The following is a 20687-nucleotide window of genomic DNA, read 5'->3' as shown; positions in this document are numbered from 1 at the left end:
GCCAATGAGCCATTCGACTACGCGCCACGGTGACGATCAGCCGACAGCCGATGCTCGCTTCTGTCCGGTTTGCGGATCAGCGGATGTTCATCTCTTTATGAATGTTTCGCAGGCGCCGGTCTATTGTAATGTGCTGTGGGAAACGCGCGAAGCCGCACTACGCGCGCCGAAAGGCAATATTACGCTTGGTTATTGCGCCGAGTGCAGCCATATATACAACTACGCCTTTGATTCGTCAAAAATGGAGTATTCACAGGAATATGAAAATTCACTCCACTTCTCCGGGCGTTTCCAGCAGTATGCGACGGAATTGACGGAACGATTGGTTGAACGGTATGATCTGTATGACAGGGATATCATCGAGATTGGCTGCGGCAAGGGTGATTTCTTGCGTCAGATCTGTCGTGCTGGCAATAATCGCGGCATTGGATTCGACAAAAGTTTTGTGCCCGATCCGGCGCGCGATGCGCTTGACCCAAATGTGCGCTTTGTGGTGGATTTCTTTGGGGAATCATATGCGCACGAACCGGCCGATCTGATCGTATGTCGCCACGTGCTCGAACATATCGAGCGTCCGCGCGTGTTTATCGAGAGCCTGCGCCGCGTGATCGGCGATCATCGTCAGCCAACGGTGTACTTTGAGGTGCCAAATGCGCTCTGGATGCTGCGCGACCTGGGCATTTGGGACATTATCTACGAGCATTGTTCGTACTTCAGCCCGGCGTCGTTGACGCATCTGTTCGAGACATCCGGCTTCGAGACGCTTGATGTGCGCGAAGCGTTCGGCGGGCAGTTCCTGTCCATCGAGGCGCGACCAACATCACATAGCGTTTCGCCGACGGCGCAGGCGCGGCTTGATGGTGAACGCATGTGGCATAATGTTGCAGCGTTTGGCGACAACTATGGCGCAAAAGTGGAGTATTGGCGCGCGCGACTCGGTCATCTGGCGCGGCAATCCAGGCGCGTGGTGGTCTGGGGCGCCGGATCGAAGGGAGTGACGTTTCTGAACGTCTTCCGCGATCTGAACGCTATTGAATACGTGGTCGATATCAATCCGCGCAAACAGGGGAAATATGTCGCCGGCAGCGGGCAACAAGTCGTTGAACCGGCATTTCTGCGCTCGTATCAGCCCGATGCGGTGATCGTCATGAATGCGCTGTATGTCGATGAGATTGGGCGGACGCTCGATGCGCTCGGCGTCACTGCCGCCGTCGAAAGCGCGTAACCACGCAATCTGGCTACTCAGCGCCTTCGCGTCCCTCAACAACAATCTGCGCCTGTTGGGTTACGGGATCGGCAATGACGTACCCGCGCGCAAAATCGCGCCGCCAGGTTCCATCGTCCTGGCGGTAGCGCGGCCCTCTTGGCGCGCCCAGCGACGTGTCGAGCAGGGGGTAGTGCGGAAAGATCGCGTAATCGCCGCGTTCGACATAGCGGAAGAAGGCGCGACGACCGTCGGTGATCAACAGGTATGATGCCAGCGCAAAAGGAAGCAACGTCTGGTCTTTTGCCTGAACCACCGCCAGATATCCCTTTTCGTGGCGCAGCACCTCCTCAGCCTGCACCAGCCCGCGCTCCCATTCGGACGGCGCAACGCTGCCGCGCCAACCGGTGGCGAAGGCCTCCACCATGACGCCATCAAGGTATGGCAGATACTCGTCCCATCCGCTACCCGGCGCGGATTCGGCAATCAGGTTCGCCCAGACGGGCCGGGCAGGGCGCAGCGCATTGGAGACATCGGTAAGCAGCGCGACCCACGCGGTTCGATACGCCTCATCCGAGCCGAATTCGCGCACGGCGCCATCGCTGTTGTTCACCTGCCGGCGCAGTTTCCACAGGGTCAGCGCCACATTATCCAGGAAGACGCCGTCGTACCCCAACGCAGGTTCCTGATCGTCTCCTTCAAGTGCCTGGCGCAGACGGGCGACCAGAAATGCGCGCCATCCCGGACTGGCAGGATTCATGTGGTAAAAATATCCGGTGTGACCGGGCCAGTTGGTGTAGAGACGTTCTCCCTTCTCGTTGTGCAGAAACCAGTCGTCATTGGGATGAATCAGGTTGCAGAACTCGCCGACGCGAAACGCCGCCTGATTGCGCCACGGACGGTGCTCCGAGTTACAGGGAGCGTCGGCGCGTACTGCATCAACCGGCCCGCTCACCTCAGCCGCCAGCATATACTGCAAAATAACGCCAGCATAGCCTGCGCGCCGGACCGCATCGCGAAACGGCTCATCGGTGCGCGTCAGGATGATCAGGTCGGCGCGCGCTGCCAGCGCCTCGGCGGTCGTCCCATCCTTCGGTGGCTTGTAGAAGTAGGCTTCCTGGACGCGCACCGGATCTGCTGGCGCTGAACTGGCCGGTGCAGCGCACGACGCGATGCATGCCGCAGCCAGGAGGATGCTCAAAAGAACGCGCCATTGCGCATGCTGTCCAATATGTGTGTCCATTGCCTTGTTATGGTAGCACATCTCCAGCATTTCTGTCTTTCGCAAACGCGGGCATTACAGCGCGTCATGTGCGATAGACGTACCACGATGCATCGTTGATTGAACCCGGATTTTCGCGCGGTGAAGCGCCTTCGGATCGTTCACACGCGCAGCGGTCGGCTGCACGAAGAGGTTGCATCTTATACCAATGACCGGTGACCATCCGGCATGGTCACCCCGAGCAGCGCGAGGGTCGTGCGCGACCCGCTCAGATTCCTCGCTGCGTTTACCCTGAGCGAAGCGAAGGGCTCGGAATGACCAGAATGCGGCATCTTCAATCGTCATTGGTATTACTTGCAACGACACTTGGTGCGCCGGCGGTTGGAGCAGCGCCAATGCCGGCTGGTTCGACTTCTGATCGATCCCGGGTCCTGGAAAAGAAGTAGGGACGATGTACTATTGCGCGCGGTCAAAGAAAGGTTTATGCTATCCAGGATTTCGTATCGTTATGATCTTCTGTCCGTGAGCGGCTCAATGAACACCTCACGACCACCCAGTCGCTGGCGTCGTCTGCTGGCGCATATCTGCCTGACCATCCTGTGTGTCAGCGCGACAGTTCCGCCACTGCCCGGTATGGCATCGGCGCCTGCCGGCGCTCCTGGCGCGCCTCCCGCTGCCTGCACCCCTCCGATTGTGCCGGTGACGCTGGTCAATCCGACGGTCATCACCAGTTGCACGCAGGCGAACCTTCAGGCGGCGCTTGCGACCGGCGGGCATATCACCTTCGACTGCGGACCCCACCCGGTCACGATTCCGATCACTTCGCCACTGGTCACCTCAGCGACCCGCGATATTGTGCTGGATGGTAAAGGACTGATCACGCTCGATGGCGGCGGTGTCACCCGTATTCTCGAAAAACCGTTTACCCCGGGTTCGCACATTGATAAGACCTCCGGCAACGATCTGGTCATCCAGAATATGCGCTTTATCAATGGGCGCGCGCCGGCCGCCACGAAAACGCAGGACGACAAAGCGCGCGGTGGGGCGCTGTGGGTGACGAGTCCGGGAACACGCCTCCATATCATCAACTCGATCTTCGAGAACAACCGCACGACCAGCATGACCGACGAGGACAATCAAGGCGGTGCGATCTATGCCGGCAATATCTACGAAACGGTCATCGTCGGGTCGGTCTTTGTCAACAATGAGGCCGGCAGCGGCGGCGCATTCGGCGGAATTGCGACCGGCTTGCAGGTCTACAACTCGCGGTTCACGAACAACCGCGCCGCTGACGCGACGACGGGCGGCATTGTGCGAGGGCATGGCGGCGCCATTCATCTCGATGGCGTCAGCAATAGCTTCAATCCGATCACCGGTAACACTGTCGAGGTCTGCGGCAGCGTGTTCGATGGAAACACTGCAACGCGCGGCGGCGGCGCACTCAAAGTGACGATCTCCGATAACCTGAACACGAAAGCGACCTATGCCCGCTCGACCTTTAGCAACAACCGGGTGCTCGACTCACCGCCCGCTGAAGGTCACGGCGGCGCTATTTATCATATCGAAGACGACCTGGCAGGTGGGGTGAATGAGGACAATATCGAGATCCGCGAGTCGACGTTCAACGGCAACTATGCCGCAAGGCAAGGAGGTGGCGTCTGGATGTCGGTGAACGGTCGCGGACGGGTGGTGAACTCAACGTTCTTCGACAATCGCGCCGCAACCGCCGGAACCAACGTCATCGGTCAGGGAGGCGGCATGATCATCAGCAGAGGGACCATCGACATTATTCACGCGACGTTTGCGAGCAATTTCGCCACGTTTCAGGGTGGTGCGATCTTTGCCGGTAATCCGTCAGCAGCGGCAGTGACACTGACCAGTTCAATCTTCTCTGCTAATCGCCTCGATCCAACGCACACGAACCCGGTCACAACCGAGTTTCAGGGGTACCACACGAACCGTGCATTGCTCAATGGCGGCGGTAACATTCAGTTTCCACGCACCAAAGCGCCCGATTTCAATAACGACATCAACAACCTGATAACCTCACCGGCTTCGGCAATCCTCTTCCAGGACCCACAACTCGCGCCGCTGGCAAACAATGGCGGTCCCACACCGACGATGGCAATTGCGGCGTCCAGTCCGGGGTTCAACCGCGCTGCGGCGGCGACGTGCCCGGCAGCCGATCAGCGCGGCGTCATTCGTCCGCAGGGAGGCGCCTGTGATGTGGGAGCGTATGAACTGGTGTTGGCGCTATCGCTCACGCCGCCGTTTGTTGGCGTCGGCGAAGCAGGAACGGTTGTGATCGTCTCCGGCGCCGGCTTCGACGCGAGCAGCACGATCGTCATCGGCGGCGTTGAACGTCCGACAACGTTTGTCAGCGCCACTGAACTGCGCACCACGCTCACTGCGGCTGATGTGGCGAACGCTGGCGATCTGGAGGTGCGGGTCAGCAACTCGGCGCTGCCGCCGGTCACGCTGCGCGTCCTGGCGCAGGTCTATCGTGGCTATTTGCCGATCGTTCGTCGCTGATGTTGTGAGGGGCGGGAGGTTGCAGGCTGTGGGTTGTACGTTGCAGTCACGCCGCTTGACACAACTTTCGGTATACAACCGGCGGAAGAGGCAGACCCCACCCCCGCTGAGTTTACGGGCGGACCGAACCCCTGCGCGAACACTGGCGCTTTCACCGGGGAACGGACCCACGCGCGGCACCTCCCCCCGCTCCCGCGTGCGGGAGCGGAGCGGGGGGGAGGGCAAAACGGCGCGCTCATCGGGGGACAGATAATGTATCGTGCTAGCATACTAGTATGGCATGTCCAGCGGGGGAAGACCGCGACACCCTTCTCCCGCGTGCGGGTTTCAGGGCGGGCGGGATTGCTTCGACCTGCTGTGCTGGTCGCACAATAACCGCGCCCCCCGGCACACCCAGCGGGGGACGACCGCGCCCCCCCGCTCCCGCGTGCGGGTTTCAGGGCGGGCGGGATTGCTTCGACCTGCTGTGCTGGTCGCACAATAACCGCGCCCCCCGGCACACCCGGCGGGGGACGACCGCGACCCCCTGCTCCCGCGTGCGGGTTTCAGGGCGGGCGGAATTGCTTCGACCTGCTGTGCTGGTCGCACAATAACCGCGCCCCCCGGCACACCCGGCGGGGGACGACCGCGCCCCCCCGCTCCCGCGTGCGGGAGCGGGGCAGGGGGTGAGGGCAAGACGGCGCGCTCATCGGGGGACAGACAATGTATCGTGCTAGCATACTAGTATGGCACACCCAGCGGGGAAGACCGCGACACCCTTCTCCCGCGTGCGGGAGCGGGGCAGGGGGTGAGGGCAAGACGGCGCGCTCATCGGGGGACAGACAATGTATCGTGCTAGCATACTAGTATGGCACACCCAGCGGGGAAGACCGCGACACCCTTCTCCCGCGTGCGGGAGCGGGGCAGGAGGTGAGGGTACAACGGCTCATCCCAACGCCATGCATGCCCGCTATGCTTATGTGTGCTGTCTGCTCTTGAACTCCCGGTGGAGGTGGAAGACGCTCCTGGATGGCATACTGAACGCTCCTGGATGCTGAACCTGGAAGTCGTCCGCTGCTCAGAAAAGCCGGGTAACGGTTATCTCAGCCCGCTCTGTGGTATCATACTCAGGCGTTGTTGGAGCAGGTCTGATACCAATGACCTGTGACCATCCGGCATGGTCACCTCGAGCAGCGCGAGGGGTCTGGCGCGACCCGCGCAGATTCCTCGCTGCGCTCGGAATGACCAGTCGCTGCGCTCGGAATGACCAGTCGCTGCGCTCGGAATGCCAAGTCGCTGCGCTCGGAATGACCAGCATGCGGCATCTTCAATCGTCATTGGTATGAGACCCCTACAGGAGAGTCCTGGCAAGGCGTGTCCTGCTCACGCACGTGGCAAGGGAAACGCGGAAGGGAGGAGACATGAGCGATCAACCGCCTGTTTCCGCTCCGGTTCCGCTGGCGCAACCGGCGCCGCGAAAAGACCGGACGTGGATTGTTGTCATTTCGATCATTGTGGGCATTGTGCTGGCGTGCGCCATTTTGCCGCTCGGTGGCATGGCGTTGCTGCTGGCGTTCGATGGCGGCAATGCGGCTGCGACAGTTCCCGGCAGCAGATGGCAGGAAGAGGTCATCTCTGGACGAGGAAATGATCGCATCGTGGTTATTACCGTTAGCGGCACAATTGGGGCCGACGCAGGCGATGGCTTGTTCACCACAGGGTTGAGCCACGAGCAGTTGCTGTCGCAGATTCGCACTGCTGCAAACGACTCGCGGGTGAAGGCGGTGGTGCTGCGGGTGGATAGCCCTGGCGGCAGCGTCGTTGCCAGCAATGAGTTGTATGTCGAACTCAAGAAATTGCGAGAAAAAGGGAAGCCGCTGGTGATCTCGATGGGTTCAATTGCAGCCAGCGGTGGATACTATATCTCGATGGCGGGCGAACGCATCTATGCCAACCCGGATACGCTCACCGGCAGCCTTGGGGTCATTGTGTCGCTGCTGAACTATGATGAAGCCTTTGAACGCCTTGGTCTGCGCGAGTATGTGTACAAAAGCGGTGATTTCAAGGATATCGGTTCGCCACTGCGCCCGCCGCAGCCGGAGGAAGAGGCGATCTGGAATGCGCTGGTCGATGAGGCGTACCAGGGGTTTATCGATGTGATTGTCGAGGGGCGCGGGATGGAACGCACTGAGGTGATCCGGCTCGCCGACGGGCGAATCTACACCGGGCGACAGGCGAAAGCGCTGGGTTTGATCGATGAACTTGGCAACCTGGAAGATGCAATCGAAGGTGCAAAAGAACTGGCGGGGTTGACCGATGCGTTGATTGTGCGCTATCGTTCGTTCAATACGCTGCGCGAATTGTTGCAGGCAAATCTGGAACAGAACCTGCAACCGTCTGATCCACTGGGGTTGCGCGCTATCGCGCAGCCGCGCGCGCCACGGTTGGAGTATCGGTTTGTTCCTTGATGCGGGCGAGGACGCCCGCGCGCCCGGATGCGGGTGGGGACGCCCGCGCCGTGCCGGGCGTTTGGATCGGTTCGTTCTCTGACATGTAAGGATGGCGTATGGCTCACGTTCTGGTAACCGGTGGCGCCGGCTTTATCGGTTCACACCTGGTTGAGGCGCTGCTGCGACGCGGCGATCAGGTGCGCGTCTTCGACAATTTCTCCACCGGTCGGTACGATAATCTTGCGCACATTCGTGATGATATTGAAATTATCGAGGGTGATTTGCGTGATGAAGACGCTGTGCGCCGCGCTGTCGCCGGCGTCGAGGTCATCTTTCACCAGGGTGCGCTGGCGTCGGTGCAGCGCTCAGTCGATGATCCGATTACCACGAATGCGGTAAATGTGACCGGCACGCTCCACGTGCTGACGGCAGCGCGTGACGCAGGTGCGCACCGTGTGGTCTTTGCTTCGTCATCGTCGGTCTACGGTGATACGCCAACGCTGCCCAAGGTCGAAACGCAGGCGCCGCATCCGCTCTCGCCCTATGCGGTCTCGAAACTGGCGGGCGAACAGTATTGCATGGCGTTCAGCAGCGTCTATGGTCTGCCCGCAATTGCGCTACGATATTTCAATGTATTTGGTCCCCGGCAGGACCCGCATTCGGAGTATGCCGCCGTTATTCCCCGCTTTATCGACCGGATGGTGCGCGGTGTTCCGCCGATCATCTATGGCGATGGCTTGCAGTCGCGCGATTTTACCTATATCGAGAATGTGGTGGACGCGAACCTGGCTGCAGCTGATGCGCCTGCCGATTGTTCAGCCGTCTTCAATGTCGGCGCCGGTGCGCGCACCTCGCTGCTCGAACTGGCGGCGCAGATCAACCATTTGCTGGGCAGTAATCTTGCGCCGGATCACCAACCGCCACGTCCCGGCGATGTGCGCCATTCGCAGGCAAGCATCGATGCGATCCGCGAAACATTGGGGTATGCGCCACGCATCTCACTCACCGAGGGTCTGGCGCGAACGCTCGCCTGGTTCCGTCACGAAGGAGCACGCTCATGACCAAGTTATCTTCCAGAGATCGGTTGCTGCGGCGCATTGCCGACCGTTCGGCACGTATCGGCATTGTTGGGGTCGGGTATGTCGGGTTGCCGCTGGCTGCGGTGTTCGGCGCCGCCGGGTTGCGCGTCACTGGCGTCGATGCCAGCGCGGAGCGCGTCGCTGCTATCAATGCCGGGCGCAGTTATATCGACGACGTGCCAACCGACGTGGTGGCGCAGTTGCGCGCCGACGGTTTGCTCGACGCCACTACCGACTTCGACGTGCTGGCGGAACTTGATGCGATCAGCATCTGCGTGCCGACGCCGCTGCGCAAAACCCGCGATCCTGATATTTCGGCGATTATGGCGGTGACGGAACAGATTGCGCAGCGTCTGCGCCCCGGTCAGGTGATCGTTCTGGAAAGCACCACCTATCCCGGCACCACTCGTGAAGTCATTCTGCCGCGTCTCGAAGCGAGCGGCTTGACGGTCGGCACGGATTACTTTCTGGCGTTTTCTCCCGAACGGGTCGATCCCGGTCGCGCCGACTGGACGACGCGCAATACGCCGAAGGTGATGGGCGGCGTCACGCCTGCCTGTCTGGAAGTGGCGCGCGCCTTGTACGAAACGGCAATCGAACGGGTGGTGCCGGTCAGCAGCCCGGAAGTCGCGGAAATGGTCAAGTTGCTCGAAAACACGTTCCGTGCCGTCAATATTGGGCTGGTCAATGAAGTGCTCCTCATGTGCGACAAACTGGGGCTGGATGTGTGGGAAGTGATCGATGCAGCCGCAACCAAACCGTTCGGGTTTATGAAGTTTACGCCTGGACCGGGGTTAGGCGGGCACTGCATTCCGATCGATCCGCTCTATCTGTCGTGGAAGCTGAAAACGCTCAACTATACAGCGCGGTTTATCGACCTGGCGAGTGAGGTCAATACCGAAATGCCGCGCTACTGGGTGCAGAAGGTGCAGGACGCGCTCAACGACGCGGGGCGAGCGGTTAAGGGCAGCCGTGTGCTGGTGCTGGGGGTCGCCTACAAACGTGATGTCGATGATGTGCGCGAGTCGCCTGCGCTCGACATCATGCACCTGCTCTACGAGAAAGGCGCGCAGGTGACCTACCACGATCCACATGTGCCGGAGGTGCAGATCGAAGGTGTGCGGCTGCGCTGTGAGCCAGACCTTGATGCAGCGCTCCGGGCGGCGGATTGTGTGATCATTGTCACCGATCACTCGGCGTATGACTGGCAGCGGATCGCGCGCCAGGCGTGGCGTGTCGTCGATACTCGCGGCGCCTTGCGTCATCTGGCGAGCGGTCGGCAGTGACGCGCCCGGTTGGTCCCCAGCCGATATTTCAGGTCGTAACTGAGCACAAAATCGAGTTCTTCGTCATCGAAGCCATAGTGCTGCGCCAGCAGGTGGTCGATAGTATCGATGACCGCGCGCGCGCGCGCCGCGTCGATGTTCGTTTCGCTGGTCTGAATACGCGCACCGCGGCGCGCGCGCGTTGTGGCGCCTTCGTGGTAGAGCGCAATCAGGCGATCCACGGCGTGGGCGAATGGCGCGGGGTCGGCGTCTTCCAGGCGAAACACTGGAAACTCGAACACTTCGCGCGCGATCACGTCCATACAGTTCGAGAAGGCGATCCAGTACCAGTAGAAGAGTTGGCTGTTGAGCAGCGCCAGCGCGATGGGTGCAATCGCTGGCGTGACCCGCAACGGTTTGTAGTGCGACGACAATTTCTTCGGCAGCGCCTTGCGCCAGTAGCGACCGCCTGAGTGGTAGTAGATCGCAACCCCATCGCTGGCGACATAGTCGCGCAGACGGCGCCCGTGCGCCAGCATGCGCTCGAGCAGTCGGACTTCCAGCGCCGAACCGAGTTTGGGTAGCGCGCCGTTAATGGTGTCCGCCGCCGGCAGGCGCGTGTAGCCAAGCGTGTCGAACAGGTGCGCGCGTTCGCAAGAACGAAAGCGCCGATAGCCGCTGACGTAGCGTTCTCCGTCGGCTGCCGCTTTGTGCAGCAGGGTGATCGTCAGGTTCATATCGACATCAGGAAAGAGTTTGCCCGGTCGCACCGCATAGTGACTGTGCCACTGGCGTAGCGGCGCGTAGAGGCGCTGCAACGGCGCCATGCCATCGGTAGCGACGGAAGCGACCGGCACGATAACGCCGAGCCATCCTCCCGGTCGAAGCAGGTTCAATGCGCGCTCGATCACCAGCGCGTACAGATTGCCGGTCGTCGCTGTCCGATAGCAGCGCAAAACCGGGTCGTCCTTCAGCCCGCTACGCGCCACATAGGGTGGGTTGCCGATCACAACGTCGAATCCTCCCGCCGCCATGATGTTGGGAAAGGTTGCGCGCCAGCGCAGTGGTTGTGGCCGATTGCCGCTGATCTGCTCTCCGGCATCATCGAATTGATCGAGCGAGCCGGTCAGCGCGTCCCCGGCATGGATGTTGAAGCGCAGATCGTGCAGATACTCCCGGCGTTCAATCCGCCCGGCAAGGCGTAGCCAGAGCCGCATGCGACAGATTTCCACCGCCTCCGGGATGATGTCCACGCCATACAGATTGTGTTCGATGATTGCGCGCAATCGTTCGGCAAGCGGCGCGACGCTATTTCTCCGCGCAGAGATTGCGCTTTCGGGATCGCGCGATGTGTTCCGTGCTCCAACATGCTTGTTCGCCCCATACTCCGGCAGTGCTGGGGAAATGGAAGTGGGGCGCTCTGATGCCCAAAACAGGCGAGGCGATGCAGGGAGTTGCTCCCAAAACCCGTCCTTCCGGGCGCTATGATCCTCGGTACGGCGTTGGGTAACGAGGAACGCCAGGTCTGCCAGCAGGTCGAACGCGGCGCAGAGGAACGCGCCTGAACCGCTAGTCGGGTCGAGCACTGTCAGTCGCCCCAGTGCTGCGTCGAGTTCATCCAGGCGAGCCGGAGACCAAACCACGCACAGATCGCATATCAGACGTATCAGGTCGAGATTGTGGGTGATCAGGTCCGCCAGTGCGACAGTGCCGGCGCGCAGCGCCGCAAGCGTTTCCCCCACACGCCGCCAGCGGGCGATCACATCGCGCCAGGTCTCGCCGGGCAACGCATAGTCGGCAGGCGCGGCGACATCCCATGCGTGGCGCTGCGCAACGTCTGCGACACCGCCGGTAATGGCATCCGGCAGGGCGTGTTCTCTCCCATGCCGGAGGGCATCGGGAAGGTAGCGTAGCGGATCGCGCTGAATGAGGTCGGTCGCCAGTCGTAAGGATTCCGGCGCCAGCGCATCGATCAGGCGCGGGATAATGGTGCGACTCGCAATGTAGCCGGTGACATCGTCGGCGGTATAGTAGACCCCGCTGCGTTTCCGATCGACATACCGTTCGACGATGAGTCCCATCGCCGCAGGCGTCAGGCAGCCGGGCGCATTGTCATCGAGGCTCGCAGGCATATCCCGGATCAGCGACAATGCCCGGCGCAGCGTGGCGCTCTCCGGGTCAATGCGGCGGCAGACGGCAACGATGCCGGAGGGCATGGACGCGAGGATCGCATCGCCGGGGCAATCGGCATATTCGAGGCGGTGTAGAGCGTCGTGCGCGTCGAGCCAGCCGCCGACGCGCAGGAACGAGAGGAACATCAACCGCGCCAGCGTCAGCGCGGCTGCCGGGCGTCGCTCATCATCGGGCAGCGCGCCAAAACCATCGGCGAGCGTATCGCACGCAGCAAACAAGCGGGCGAGCGCGTCGGTTCTGGAACGATGAGCCATACATCACCACGGTCGATAGCCGGTCAATAATACCAATGACCTGTGACCATCCGGCATTGTTACTTCGCAATTGGCAAACAATCACGTCGGGAAGGCGATATAATACCAATGACCTGTGACCATCCGGCATTGTTACCCCGAGCAGAGCGAGGGGTCGTGCGCGACCCGCTTCGATTCCTCGCTGCGCTCGGCATGACCCGTCGCGGCGCTCGGAATGACCCGTCGCGGCGCTCGGCATGACCCGTCGCGGCGCTCGGCATGACCCGTCGCGGCGCTCGGCATGACCCGTCGCGGCGCTCGGCATGACCCGTCGCGGCGCTCGGAATGACCAGTTGCTGCGCTCGGAATGACCCGTCGCTGCGCTCGGAATGACCAGTTGCTGCGCTCGGAATGACCAGTTGCTGCGCTCGGAATGACCCGTCGCTGCGCTCGGAATGACCCGTCGCTGCGCTCGGAATGACCCGTCGCTGCGCGCGGAATGACCAGTTGCTGCGCGCGGAATGACCAGTTGCTGCGCGCGGAATGACCCGTCGCGGCGCGCGGAATGACCCGTCGCGGCGCGCGGAATGACACGCATGCGGCATCTTCAATCGTCATTGGTATAATATCGCGCCAGGATGCGCGCGCACCGTTCCCAGCGGTCACGGTCGGGATCGATGCACTGTTCATAGTGCATCTCGAAGGCATTGCGAGCCTGCTGGCGCAGATGCAGCGTTTGATGATACCACAGCGTGGATCATTGTGAGTCAGCGAAGGTCGTGGCGGTCCATAGGGAACGGGGGGACCTGCCCCTGCCAGGCCGGTCTCCCCGTTCCTGCGCGCGCGGGAGAGAGCGTCGCGGTAGGCGTCGGCGTCGGTGTGAACGCTCCCCGTTCCTGCGCGCGCGGGAGAGAGGCAAGGAGTGAGGGTAAAACGTTGCATCCCAATGCCCTGCATGCCCACTATGCGCATGCGGGCTGTCCACCCTTGAACAACCACTGTAGGGTAGGGTTGGCAGGGGTGCGCATGGGCAAGCAGGGGGAGACCTGCCCCTACCAACCGCTGTGGGGTGGGGTTGGCGTAACCTCTACCCCACACCCTTGATCTTCGCCACGAGCAGGTCGCGGTTCATCCGAGCAATCACATCGAGCGGGATCACCTTCGGACAGGCAGCGGCGCACTCGCCAATGTTCGTGCATCCGCCGAAGCCCTCCTTATCCATCTGTTCGACCATGCGCACCACACGGGTGTAACGTTCGGGCTGACCCTGCGGCAACAGACCGAGGTGCGCAATTTTGGCGGCGGTGAAGAGCATCGCCGAGGCATTCGGGCAGGCTGCCACGCATGCACCACAACCAATGCATGCCGCTGCGTCCATGGCGGCATCAGCATTCTGCTTCGGCACCAGAATCGCGTTGGCGTCCTGCGCTACGCCGGTATTTGCCGAAATGAAGCCACCAGCCTGAATAATGCGGTCGAACGCCGAGCGATCCACGATCAGGTCTTTCATTACCGGGAAGGCGCGCGCCCGCCACGGCTCGATTGTGATCGTATCGCCATCCTTGAAGTGGCGCATATGCAGCTGGCATGCCGTGGTTCCCCGATGACCGCCGTGCGGATACCCGTTGATGACCATGCCGCATGAGCCGCAGATTCCTTCGCGACAGTCGTGCTCGAAGGCGATAGGCTCCTCACCCTTCATGATCAGTTCCTGGTTGACCACATCGAGCATCTCCAGGAACGACATATCGGGGATGATATTCTTCGCCTGATAGGTCACAAAGCGACCTTCCGACTGCGCGTTCTTCTGTCGCCAGACGTGGAGTGTCAGGTTCATCACGTTTTCTCTCTATTCCAGGGCGCAGGCGCGCGGGGAAGCAGGCGCAGCGGTGTGGCGCGTACTCTCCTTCCCCGGCGCGATGCCAGACAATTACTTGTAACTGCGAACGGCCGGTTTGACATACTCGAAAATCAGCGGTTCCTTATGGAGCACCGGTTTGGTTCCCAGTCCAGTAAACTCCCAGGCAGCCACATACGAGAAGTTCTCATCATCGCGTTCGGCTTCGCCATCTTCGGTCTGATGCTCCTCACGGAAATGACCGCCACACGACTCGTCCCGATGGAGCGCATCGATGCACATCAGTTCGGCGAGTTCCATAAAGTCGGCCACGCGCCCGGCTTTCTCCAATTCCTGATTGATGTCATTTCCCTCGCCGGGCACCTTCACTTCGCGCCAGAACCGTTCGCGCAGCTCCGGGATGCGTTCGAGCGCATGCTTCAGACCGGCTTCATTCCGCGCCATACCGCAATAGTCCCACATAATCTTGCCGAGTTCGCGGTGGAACATATCGACGGTGCGTGTGCCATTCGTGTTGAGCAGGCGCTTGATACGGTCGGCGACTTCCGCCTCGGTTTCACGGAACGCAATATGGCTTGTATCGACCTTCGGCAGTTTAGTCGATGCCAGATAATCGGCGATGGTATACGGCAGAATGAAGTAGCCGTCCGCCAGACCCTGCATCAACGCCGATGCGCCCAGGCGGTTTGCGCCGTGGTCCGAGAAGTTTGCTTCGCCAATGACGAACAGACCGGGGATGGTGCTCATCAGATTGTAATCGACCCACAATCCGCCCATCGTGTAATGCACCGCCGGGTAAATGCGCATCGGGGTCTCATATGGATTTTCGCCGGTGATGCGCTCATACATCTCGAAGAGGTTGCCATAGCGTTCTTCGATCACCCGCTTTCCCAGGCGCTTGATCGCATCGGAGAAATCGAGATAGACACCCAGCCCGCCGGGACCGACGCCGCGCCCCTCGTCGCACACCTGCTTCGCCGCGCGCGATGCGATGTCGCGTGGCGCAAGGTTGCCATAACTGGGATAACGGCGCTCCAGGTAGTAGTCGCGCTCATCTTCCGGGATGGAACTGGGCGGACGCTTATCGCCCGGCGTCTTTGGCACCCACACGCGCCCATCATTGCGCAGCGACTCCGACATAAGCGTCAATTTGCTCTGATGGTCGCCGCTGACAGGGATGCAGGTCGGATGGATCTGGGTAAAGCATGGATTGCCGAAGAAGGCGCCGCGACGATGGGCGCGCCAGATGGCGGTCGTATTGCATGCCTTCGCATTCGTTGAAAGATAGAAGACATTCGAGTAGCCGCCGGTTGCCAGCACCACTGCATCGGCAAAGTGCGACTCAATCTTGCCGGTGACCATATCACGTGTCACAATGCCGCGTGCCCGACCATCGACGACGACCAGGTCGAGCATTTCGGTGCGCGAAAACATCTTGACCTGCCCAAGCCCGATCTGGCGGCTGAGCGCCTGATAGGCGCCGAGCAGCAGTTGCTGCCCGGTCTGTCCACGGGCGTAGAAGGTGCGCGCTACCTGTGCGCCGCCGAACGAGCGGTTGTCCAGATAGCCGGAATACTCGCGCGCAAACGGCACCCCCTGCGCCACGCACTGATCGATGATCGCCATGCTGACCTCTGCGAGGCGGTAAACATTCGCCTCACGCGCGCGGAAGTCGCCGCCCTTGACCGTATCGTAGAACAATCGGAAGACGCTATCGCCGTCGTTGCGATAGTTCTTGGCGGCGTTGATGCCCCCCTGCGCAGCGATGCTGTGCGCGCGGCGCGGGCTATCGTGGTAGGTGTAGCACTTGACGTTGTACCCCGCTTCCCCCAGAGTTGCCGCTGCCGAGGCGCCCGCCAGTCCCGAACCGACGACAATAATCGTGTAGCGCCGGCGGTTCGTGGGGCTGACAAGTTTCATCTCGAACTTGTGCCGTTCCCACTTGCGCTCAATGGGACCTTCCGGTATCTTCGATTGAAGTTTCGGGTCGAGGTATTCCGTTGCGGGCCGGGTTGTTATCGGCCTGGTATCCGTGGTGGTCATGGGTTCTTCTCTTTTCTAGTGTGCTTCAACGACGGCAGCACAGATGGCGCCTGCCTTCATCCACGTCAGCGCACCAGTCCGGTGATGACCGCAATCGGCACGGTCGAAAAACCGAGAAACAGCAGAATGCCGGAGAGCGTCGCCAGACCGCGCCAGAAGCCATCGGTGCGTGGACCATTGAGTCCCAGGGTCTGGAACATGCTCCAGACGCCGTGGTACAGGTGCATGCCGAGTGCGCCGACGGCGGCAATGTAAAGGACGACATTGATCGGATTGGAGAAGCCGGCCACAACGTTCTGATAGGCTGTCTCATGCCCGCCAAAGTTGGGAATGCCAAGCCCGAAGGTAAAGTGCGCCAGGTGGTAGACGATAAAGAGGAAGATCGCCAGACCCCCCCAACGCAGGGTGAGCGAGGCGAACGTCGCCTGTTTCCGGCGGGTCTCGCGGTATCCTTTCGGGCGGCTCGCCCAATCGAGGCGCGTCAACTGAATGGCGGCAACGACGTGGAGAATGACCGATGCCAGCAAAACGATGCGCAGCACCCAGAGCAACCCGCGCTCCGGTATCATCGGGTAGCCCACCGTGCGCAGGAAGTGTGCATACTCGTTGAACCCTTCCGCGCCCTCGAAAATCTTCAGATTGCCGATCATGTGCAGAATGACAAACCCGTAGCCAATAAAGCCGGTAATCGCCATCACCGCTTTTTTGCCAATGGTTGTGCGATAAAGCGTCAGTGTTGCTGCCATACCTCAATCCTTCCAGTGGTCTCATGCCTTGTACGACTCAGTGCCGCGTTATGGATTTCGTAATGCCCGGTGATCGCCGGTGCGTCGCGCGCGGCGATGCCTGCTCGACGCAGCGCAATGGCGGGTGCCGACCAAACAGCCGGAATGGCGCCGTCATAGACACTCTCATAGCATCAAATGGGTCGGGACATCCAACCCATAGCGTGGTGAAGCCTGTCACCCGAATCTCTGGGAAGAGTTTCACGAACTGTCTTGCATTATAACGCACAGAGTAACGAATGTGAAGGAAAGGTTGCTTAATTCAGCGATGTCCAACCGCCAAGTCGCGCCGACAGATCGCTGACATCGTTGGTTCCAACCGGTTGCTCGAGGCGCACAATCGCGTCGCGCAACGCTGCAAGGTGCGCTGCGCCCGGATCGGATGGCGTCAGCGTGAGCGCCGCGCGGAGGAGGGCGCAATATGCCGTGATCTGATCGGTTGCGTCAGCGGGATGCGCCTGTGCAAGCGCGATAGCGGCTTCGATCTGCTCACGCGCCGCATTCCAGGCAACAATACCGGGAATGCGCGTCATCAGGTCGAGCAGGTGAGCCGTGCGTTCGGCGGCGGCGCGTCGTTCTTCCGCCACCAACGGCGCGGATCGCCCGGAAAGGAGCGTCGTGACGCGGGTCGGTTCCCGGTTCTCAGTGCCCGGTTCTGCGAAGGGCGCCGATGGTTCGGGAAGGAATGCGAGAATGCGCGGCAGCGCCTGCTGGAGCATCTGGTCGATTTCTCGCGCATAGACAAGCCACGGACCGATCTGCATCTTGAAGGGGTCGGGAATGTCACGATTGCGCCCGGCAAGTTCCCCCAGGGTGTGAATGCGCGCTGCCGCCTGTGGGAAACGCAAGCGCGCCACACGAGCGGCGCCGCTATCGATAGCCAGCAGCAGAATCGCCTCCTCGACCAGATGGTCGCTCAAACTGCGCGCGCGATGCGCACTGAGATCGAGCGCCATGTGCTCCGCAACAGTGAGTGCATCCGGGCTGGCGGGGTCATCGTCGTGCCCGAGCACTCCGGCAGACTCGACCCGCGCAGGAATGCTGTGGTTCATCAAATGGCGGCGCAGCAGCGCGGCGGCAAGCGGCGCGCGCCCGGTGTCGGCAGCGCCGACGATCAGAATGAGCGGCTCATACATAGGCAACGACAGACTATCGTGATACAGCGTCGAAGTGAACGGAGTGTCATTTTTCCGGCAACGAATTGGAAATGCCCTATGCGTATAATACTGCAAGAAGCGACAGACAGCGTCGTCCGTGAGGGAAGCGACGGCGCACTACCAGGGAGTAGCATCCATGAGATTACTTATTGCCGAGGACGACGCCATGAACCGCGACATGATCGCGCGACGCATGCGCTGGGAAGGTTTCGCGATAACGCTTGCGAACGATGGAGCGGAAGCGCTCCATCTTGCTCGCACCGAGATGCCCGATCTCATTCTGCTCGATATGGGGCTGCCGAAACAGAATGGCTGGGAAGTCGCCCGTCAACTCAAAAGCGATGACGCGACGCGCCATATTCCAATCATTGCGCTGACCGCTTATGTATTGCCGGAAGATCGCATCAAAGGGCTGGCATCCGGGTGCGACGCCTACGAACTCAAGCCGATCGATTTCGAGCGATTGATACAGCGCATTCATGACCTGACATCCGATCCCGCCGCACCGTAATCAGAAACGACCGGACGCCGAATGATCCGGGCTGCGCGGAATCCGGGTCAATCGAAGAGGAGCAGGACCGTAAAACATCTGTACCGTGCGTTTCAGCAAGAAATACGGCAGGAGCATGAATGTCACGCTGACCCCCTACAACAGCCTCCTGATAGTGCTTAGTTTCATTGCAATCGCAATTGCCGGCTATGCGTTGAAAAAACGGGCGATGCCGGGCGCATTGCCTTTGAGTCTCCTCGCCTGTGCCATGTTCGTTTGGTTGGTGAGTTATGCGATGGAACTGAGCAGTCAGACGCTCTCCGTCGCGCTCTGGTGGGTCCGGCTTGAGTTTGCCGGCATTGTAGCGGTTCCAGTAGCGTGGCTGTGGTTCGCGGTTGAGTATACCGGTGCGTGGTCCGGGATCAATCGTCGCCGGGTGTGGCTGCTGGGCATTGTGCCGCTTATCACCATGATCGTCATTCTGACGAATGAGTATCACCGGCAGTTCTGGCAGTCGGTGGTTCTGATTACGGACGGTCCTTTCACGGTCTTCGATTCGAGGCATGGCTTCTGGTTTTGGGTGCATACGGCCTATTCGTATCTGTGTCTGCTTTGTGGAACCGGACTTATTGTCCGTTTCATCCGTCGGACGCCGGGTTTGTTCCGTGGTCAGATCGGCGCCATGCTGATAGCGGTTGCTGCTCCCTGGATTGGCAATATCATCTATCTTGCAGGGCTGAGTCCCTGGGGAAAACTCGATCTGACCCCATTTGCGTTAACGGTGTCGCTCATTGCTATTGCCTGGAGCGTGTTCAGTTTTCGTCTCCTCGAAATCCGCCCGATTGCGCGTGATATGGTGTTGCAGAGCATGAGCGACGGTGTGATCGCAGTCGATGAGCAGGGGCGGATCATTGAGGTCAATCGCGCCGCACAAACAATGATAGGATTACCCGCATCGCAGATCATCGGCAAACATGCGCGCGAGGTGATCGTGCAGTGGCCAGAGGTTGTTGCGCGCTACCGCGATATGGTCGAGGTGGCGGAAGAGATCGAGGTCAAGGTCGGTGCGGAGCGTCGCTGGTTCAATGTGCAGATTTCGCCGATCTATGATGCGCGGCGGGCGTATCGTGGGCGCCTGTTCGTCTGGCGCGACGTCACCGGGGAGCGCTTGATCCGTGAAGAACTGCGACGCAACAATGAGCGCCTGCTGGAGGCGCAACAGGCATTGACCTCAGCGCTGCGAGCGGCGGAGGAAGGCAACCGTGTCAAGAGCGTCTTTCTGGCGCATATGAGCCACGAGATTCGCACGCCGCTCACTGCGATCATGGGGTATTGCCAGTTGCTGGAAGCGGGGATCGAGCGCCAGAACCTGGCGCAAACGCGTGCTGATCTGGAGGCGATTCGGGTGGCGTCCGGTCATCTGTTGAGCCTTGCCAATAATGTGCTGGAGATGGCATGGATCGAAGCCGGTCGATCCGAGGTGCATGATATTGCGTTTGAGGTGATGGATGTGGTGCTGGATGTGATCGCCACGGTGCAGCCGTTGATCAGACGCAATCGGAATCACTTGCGGGTCGAAGGGGCGGAACATGCGGGAGTCGTCCAGGGTGACCCGGCGAAGGTGCGCCAGATTCTGCTCAACCTGGTGAGTAACGCTGCCAAGTTCACGACTGGCGGCGAAGTAGCGGTGCGAGTTGCGCACATTGGCGATGCATTGCAGCCGCGCATCCAGTTTCAGGTGTCCGACACAGGATCGGGGATTGCGCCAGATCGGATTGAGCGGTTGTTTATGCCGTTTGCGATTGCGGAAGAGCACGTGGGACGCGATCAACGCGGCGTTGGGCTAGGGTTGGCGATCAGCCGGTATTATTGCCGGTTGATGGGCGGCGATCTCTCCATCGAGAGCGCGCTGGGGCGCGGCACGACGGTGACGTTTTGGATTCCCGCGCGTGTGCCGCAGGGTGCGCTGGCGCGAGTGAAGTGTTAGCGCTCAGAGTTGGCGAGAATGGGCGCGCGGGCGTCCCGCCGACATCCGGGTGGGCGCGCGGGTGCGCGCCTGCCAGTGCGCAACGTTCAATGTTCCCCAAGACACTGCCGCGCGCCTGCCGGTGCGCAACGTTCAATGTTCACACCGTCATCGTGGCGGGACGACGCTGGGGCGCACCTGTGGTGCGCGCCTGCCGGTGCGCAACGTTCA

General features: G+C 60.8%; 14 protein-coding genes. 8 read left to right on the top strand and 6 right to left on the bottom strand.

Translation table 11 applies throughout. The features are described 5' to 3' along the window. Window positions 1-4: 4 nt before the first annotated feature. Complete coding sequence (locus tag RCAS_RS15930; RefSeq protein WP_012121566.1) at window positions 5-1225, top strand: class I SAM-dependent methyltransferase; 1221 nt, start codon at window positions 5-7, stop codon at window positions 1223-1225. A gap of 13 nt (window positions 1226-1238) precedes the next feature. Here the strand turns inward: RCAS_RS15930 and RCAS_RS15925 are convergent, their stop codons facing one another. Next, complete coding sequence (locus RCAS_RS15925; RefSeq protein ID WP_232280037.1) at window positions 1239-2447, bottom strand: putative glycoside hydrolase; 1209 nt, start codon at window positions 2445-2447, stop codon at window positions 1239-1241. A gap of 513 nt (window positions 2448-2960) precedes the next feature. On the opposite strand from RCAS_RS15925, the gene RCAS_RS15920 reads away from it, so the two are divergent. The 4 genes from RCAS_RS15920 (at window position 2961) to RCAS_RS15905 (ending at window position 9752) form a co-directional block, all read left to right on the top strand. After that, complete coding sequence (locus RCAS_RS15920) at window positions 2961-4958, top strand: choice-of-anchor Q domain-containing protein (protein ID WP_012121564.1); 1998 nt, start codon at window positions 2961-2963, stop codon at window positions 4956-4958. A 1400-nt stretch (window positions 4959-6358) separates the two neighbouring features. After that, the gene (gene sppA / locus RCAS_RS15915; RefSeq protein WP_012121563.1) at window positions 6359-7405 is read left to right on the top strand and encodes a signal peptide peptidase SppA; all 1047 of its coding nucleotides are present in this window, start codon (window positions 6359-6361) and stop codon (window positions 7403-7405) included. 98 nt (window positions 7406-7503) lie between these two features. Then, on the top strand, window positions 7504-8448 hold the full coding sequence (locus RCAS_RS15910) for an SDR family oxidoreductase (RefSeq protein ID WP_012121562.1): 945 nt from the start codon (window positions 7504-7506) through the stop codon (window positions 8446-8448). Continuing rightward, entirely contained in the window at window positions 8445-9752 is a 1308-nt protein-coding gene (locus tag RCAS_RS15905; protein ID WP_012121561.1) for a nucleotide sugar dehydrogenase, read from the top strand. The genes RCAS_RS15910 and RCAS_RS15905 overlap by 4 nt, the downstream gene beginning before the upstream one ends. Here RCAS_RS15905 and RCAS_RS15900 read toward each other — a convergent pair. After that, on the bottom strand, window positions 9728-12178 hold the full coding sequence (locus RCAS_RS15900; RefSeq protein WP_012121560.1) for an Eco57I restriction-modification methylase domain-containing protein: 2451 nt from the start codon (window positions 12176-12178) through the stop codon (window positions 9728-9730). The two genes, RCAS_RS15905 and RCAS_RS15900, sit on opposite strands and share 25 nt — an antisense overlap. A 544-nt stretch (window positions 12179-12722) precedes the next feature. On the opposite strand from RCAS_RS15900, the gene RCAS_RS15890 reads away from it, so the two are divergent. Then, window positions 12723-12923: a hypothetical protein gene (locus RCAS_RS15890; protein ID WP_041330933.1), complete on the top strand. Its 201-nt coding sequence runs from the start codon at window positions 12723-12725 to the stop codon at window positions 12921-12923. A 321-nt stretch (window positions 12924-13244) separates the two neighbouring features. Here the strand turns inward: RCAS_RS15890 and RCAS_RS15885 are convergent, their stop codons facing one another. The 4 genes from RCAS_RS15885 to RCAS_RS15870 form a co-directional block, all read right to left on the bottom strand. Then, window positions 13245-13994: a succinate dehydrogenase/fumarate reductase iron-sulfur subunit gene (locus tag RCAS_RS15885; RefSeq protein ID WP_012121559.1), complete on the bottom strand. Its 750-nt coding sequence runs from the start codon at window positions 13992-13994 to the stop codon at window positions 13245-13247. A 93-nt stretch (window positions 13995-14087) separates the two neighbouring features. After that, on the bottom strand, window positions 14088-16058 hold the full coding sequence (locus tag RCAS_RS15880; protein WP_012121558.1) for a fumarate reductase/succinate dehydrogenase flavoprotein subunit: 1971 nt from the start codon (window positions 16056-16058) through the stop codon (window positions 14088-14090). 65 nt (window positions 16059-16123) lie between these two features. Further along, window positions 16124-16804, bottom strand: a complete 681-nt coding sequence (locus tag RCAS_RS15875; protein ID WP_012121557.1) for a succinate dehydrogenase cytochrome b subunit — start codon at window positions 16802-16804, stop codon at window positions 16124-16126. 296 nt (window positions 16805-17100) lie between these two features. Further along, the gene (locus RCAS_RS15870) at window positions 17101-17979 is read right to left on the bottom strand and encodes an arsenate reductase/protein-tyrosine-phosphatase family protein (protein WP_012121556.1); all 879 of its coding nucleotides are present in this window, start codon (window positions 17977-17979) and stop codon (window positions 17101-17103) included. Window positions 17980-18136: 157 nt separating this feature from the next. Between RCAS_RS15870 and RCAS_RS15865 the strand changes: the two genes are divergently transcribed. Both RCAS_RS15865 and RCAS_RS15860 read left to right on the top strand, forming a co-directional pair. After that, complete coding sequence (locus RCAS_RS15865) at window positions 18137-18511, top strand: response regulator (RefSeq protein WP_012121555.1); 375 nt, start codon at window positions 18137-18139, stop codon at window positions 18509-18511. A 115-nt stretch (window positions 18512-18626) separates the two neighbouring features. Continuing rightward, the gene (locus RCAS_RS15860; protein WP_012121554.1) at window positions 18627-20477 is read left to right on the top strand and encodes a sensor histidine kinase; all 1851 of its coding nucleotides are present in this window, start codon (window positions 18627-18629) and stop codon (window positions 20475-20477) included. The last annotated feature ends 210 nt before the right edge of the window (window positions 20478-20687 follow it).

This window comes from Roseiflexus castenholzii DSM 13941 (assembly GCF_000017805.1).
Classification (GTDB): domain Bacteria; phylum Chloroflexota; class Chloroflexia; order Chloroflexales; family Roseiflexaceae; genus Roseiflexus; species Roseiflexus castenholzii.
This window is presented reverse-complemented; position numbering and strand designations above follow the sequence as displayed.